Genomic DNA, 4,052 nt, shown 5'->3' on the forward strand with positions numbered 1-4,052 from the left:
CCTGGAAGAAGTTCGCTTTGAGCGTGCGCTGAACTCAAACGGTTGATCTGATCAAGCCCCTGTTCAATATCGCGCATATTCAGAACATGACCTTGAAGCCCAGGAAAAGCACTCCATACAACATTGTTATAACGAGATGCCGGTGAACCATTATAGTAAATCTCTGAAAGTTTCCCCTCAATGACAACAAATTTGAGCGTCTTGCTGTTTTTGATATCTTGATCAGGAATGTAAAAACGCGCCGTCACATAGCCTTGATCCAAATAAACTTTGGTTAACTGCTTGATTAAGAGCTGAATATCAGAAAGCCCAATACATCTTCCAACATAAGGCTCTGTTACGGTTGATATAGAGCGCTTTTTGACATGATGCACTCCCTCAACAACAATAGCATGAATTGGAAAACATTGCTTCCCACCCAAAAGCGTTTCTGGATTTTGCTCTGAAGGCGTCTTTATCCTTTTAGGCGTTAAAGACCGCAATTTCTCAATTCTTTCTAATTGCTGCTTTTCTGAATACCTGCGAGAAAAATTATCTGTTGGGGAATGAAAAATAGCTGAGGAGCGCGCATAAACACTTACACCTGTAAACAAGCCAAAGAAAACAACAATGGCACGAAAAATTCTCAAAAGAGAACTTTGGCGTAAAAATACACAAAACAATACAGATTGCCCCCGCTTTGCACTATTCATGAAGCATTCTTCAAAAGAACTTCATGGAACCTCTAACAAGACCAGTCAAAACAGCCACTGCCCTATGATGCTTTTAACAAAAGCACACGCCTTTGTGACCAAAAAAGTGACACCCAAAAACTGCTCTATTTTAACTGCTGAAGATTTCTCCCCCACATTTATGTAGAAAGACCTCTAAACAAAACTGTTTAGCCCGTCAATGGTTAATACATCAATATCCCCATAAATATAAAGGATAAATTTGCTCAACCATATCCCCTTGCATTCATAGAGTGAATCTCCAAAGAACGCCTTATCTATGAGTTTTGAATGGTTTTGAAGGTTTGAGAAACCTTCAAAACCTATAAGCAAAATTCGCAATAAAATTCTTCAAAATACTCATTCTGATATTTTAAAGCACATAGTGCATTTGTCTTTTTTTCATAAAACGAATAGCAGATTTCACTATTTTGCTGATCTTATCCCATGTCATGGGCTGTGGATAAGTACCTTTAAAAAACTTTTGAAAAAAATATCGGCTTTTTAGCGCTTTTTTCCCATTTCTATAGATATTTGTTTTAAGTGCATTTAATTGAATTCGTTTTGATTCTTTTGAAGAGAATTAAACCCCTCATACGAAAACGGAGCTCTGTTGTAACAGGGCGTGAACTCAGTCATTTGTACGTGAGTTATGAAACTGTAGAATCTTATTCCGTGCCTTTAAAAGGGTAATCCAAAATTAACGGACATCTCTAATCCCGAAAAGTTTTATTATGTGACTGAAATGAAATTCGCTGGGAATAGTAAGGAAAAGGATAAATCGACTGTTTTTTATAACAGCAATATCACAATAACAGATATCCCTCTTGAAGCTTATGAGTATATCGTCAATGGCAAGCCCGCTCTTGAATGGGTTATGGGGCGTCAATGTGTAAAGACAGATAAAAAGAGTGGCATTGTAAATGATGCCAATCGTTATGCTGTTGAAACCATTGGCAACCCTGCTTATCCTCTAGAGTTGTTTCAAAGGGTTATTACTGTAAGTTTAGAAACAATGAAAATTGTTAAGAACTTACCAAAATTAGAAATTAGAGAAACTGAATAACTTATAAAGCATACTTATATGATAGGCATGTTAACCTCACAAGGGGTATAGAGTATAGCTATAATCTATACCTCTCTTGTTAAGTTGATTAGATACAATCTTTAAAAAGAGTGCTTATATGCGTTATTCTAAAAAGAAATCATTTGCACTTTTAGATACTCTTATTTGGATTGCCTTTAAAAGATTATACCGTAATCTAAAATGATAGCTTTATTGTTATAAGAAGCTTTGTTTAAAGAGGGTTATGTATATTCATTTCCTTATATTACTTATAGGTTTTGAATGTTTCTAAAACCCCCAAAACCCCTACAAAACGTATGTTATTGATTGAATTTAAAGGTTGTATTATTGATATAGGTTGTTTTTTTGAAAAATTGATAAAACTTAACTTATTGAAATATAATGATTTTAATTTTCTCTCATTTAAAAAAAATGATATAAGTTCTAAAAAGAACTGACAAGACTGACAAAAGTTTATTAAAAGGGATTTTGCTAATCCTTATAATAATCAATCTCTCTTTAGATATTTTCATAACAGTCTATAAATCACAATTATCCTATTTATCATTTCTCTTATGAAACTGAAAAATGATGCCATGGCTATAAAGAACATAACAGCTATAGAGAATGCAAAAATGCAAATGAAAGCATTTGTTATAAGAGCGCGGTGCTATTAAGGTCGTTTAAATTAAAGACCCTTATAAACAAAATTCACAAAAAATTTAAAATTCATTTAGTAACAAAATTGATAGGTTATAAAGATAAAAATACGCATTATGAGAGTTTTTCTAAATATTATAAATGTATAGATTCAGAAAATAACGCAATCGTTTCATAAAACCTATAATATAGCTTTAAAAGCACATAAATATAAAAGAAGCAATTAATAATCATAAGATATTATCTATACACAACGTATTTAAAAAAATAATAAAAAATATCAAAAAAGATAAAATGTTATTTGACAATAAATACGTATTTTGCTATATAAATAATCAAGTGCTTAACAACACTAAACAGTAAGCGAATAGGTTGCGATAAACCTAATCCTATTAAAAACTGACTATCTTTTATGCTTTTGTTAGCATATATAGTGATTTTGTCGGGTGTAGTTACGCTATACAATACCCTTTTATGGGAAAAGCGTAACAACGGACTACATGCCGTGTTTTGAGCGCCCGGCATCCTTATAGGGTGTTAATTCAAAATTATAAACATGTAGGATTTAATTATGACAACTATATCAAACAACACCCCCGTTATCTCTAATATTGCAAATGAAACCGCGCCTGTTAATCAACAAGAGTCTGCAAAAAAATACGAATTTACAGGTGAAACAATAGAGGTTGATGATTATACATTCGGGCTTTAAGGGATTTTGCTAATATAAAAGCTGGTGATCTAGGCGGCTTTATACATAAGGTTGCAAATTTAGCTCATAATGGTGATTGTTGGGTCGGTGGCAATGCCATGGTTTATGGGGATGCTCGTGTTTACGATAATGCCCATGTATATGACAATGCAAAAATTACTTGTTCTGCAAAAATTTATGAAAATGCAAGGGTCTATGGCAATGCTAGCGTGCATATTAGAGCTGAGGTTTATGGCAATGCGTAAGTATATAAGAACGCATTGGTTTATGGTGATATTTTTTGACATGCTAAAGTGTATGGAAATGCAAAAATTTATGACACTATTTATGGCAAGTTTCTTGATAAAACTAGAATTTATGGCAATGCTGAGGTTTATGATAAAGCACGTGTTTTAGGAAGCTCTCAAGTTTATGACAATGCGCATGTGTGTGAAAATGCTATAGTTTTTGATAATGCTAGGGTTTGCGATAATGCCCATGTTTGTGGCGCTGCTATGGTCAATAGAGAAGCCAAGGTTTATGGGAATGCTATTGTGACTGGTTATGCCCATGTTTATGATAGGGGCTGTGTTTGTGACAATGCTAAGGTTTATGGCAAGGTTTATGGTGGCGCTCGGATTTCCAATAATGCTTTAATTTCTGAGAATGCTGAGGTTTATGATGATGCTCGCATTTATGACAATGCTAAAATTTATGGCAAGGTCTATGGTGATGCTCATGTCTATGGCAATATTTATGGTAATGCTCATGTGAATGGTAGTGCCCGCATTCTTGCTGATGCTCATATTTATGACCATGCGCATGTTTCTTATGATGCTACGGTTTTCAGTTATGCACGCGTTTATGGTCATGCCAAGGTTTCTGGCTTGGCTTGTATTTATAGCCATGCAAAAATTTATAATTA

Annotated in this window: 4 protein-coding genes and 1 pseudogene; 4 read left to right on the top strand and 1 reads right to left on the bottom strand. The window is 34.0% G+C overall.

Going from position 1 to position 4,052, the window contains the following annotated elements:
• Positions 1-692: POTRA domain-containing protein (locus ACFIKD_RS08915; RefSeq protein ID WP_375647821.1), on the bottom strand; the 692-nt coding region annotated here is incomplete at its 3' end.
• A 630-nt stretch (positions 693-1,322) separates the two neighbouring features.
• Between ACFIKD_RS08915 and ACFIKD_RS08920 the strand changes: the two are divergent.
• From ACFIKD_RS08920 to ACFIKD_RS08935, 4 genes and pseudogenes are all read left to right on the top strand, one after another.
• A pseudogene (locus ACFIKD_RS08920) lies at positions 1,323-1,776 on the top strand (type ISP restriction/modification enzyme); the annotation flags it as partial.
• A gap of 1,231 nt (positions 1,777-3,007) precedes the next feature.
• Positions 3,008-3,148 (top strand): hypothetical protein, encoded by a 141-nt coding sequence (locus tag ACFIKD_RS08925; RefSeq protein WP_375647822.1) that lies wholly within the window; start codon positions 3,008-3,010, stop codon positions 3,146-3,148.
• 98 nt (positions 3,149-3,246) lie between these two features.
• Entirely contained in the window at positions 3,247-3,393 is a 147-nt protein-coding gene (locus ACFIKD_RS08930) for a hypothetical protein (RefSeq protein ID WP_375647823.1), read from the top strand.
• Between the two features lie 48 nt (positions 3,394-3,441).
• A partial coding sequence (locus ACFIKD_RS08935) for a hypothetical protein (protein WP_375647825.1) occupies positions 3,442-4,052 on the top strand: 611 nt, incomplete at its 3' end.

It is taken from the genome of Bartonella sp. CR84HXZ (assembly GCF_042194535.1).
In the GTDB taxonomy this organism is placed as follows: Bacteria; Pseudomonadota; Alphaproteobacteria; order Rhizobiales; family Rhizobiaceae; genus Bartonella; species Bartonella grahamii.

Bases quoted from the DNA above. Each gene is read 5' to 3' on its own strand.
- ACFIKD_RS08925 (WP_375647822.1), top strand. From the start codon at position 3,008: ATGACAACTATATCAAACAACACCCCCGTTATCTCTAATATTGCAAAT.
- ACFIKD_RS08930 (WP_375647823.1), top strand. From the start codon at position 3,247: ATGGTTTATGGGGATGCTCGTGTTTACGATAATGCCCATGTATATGAC.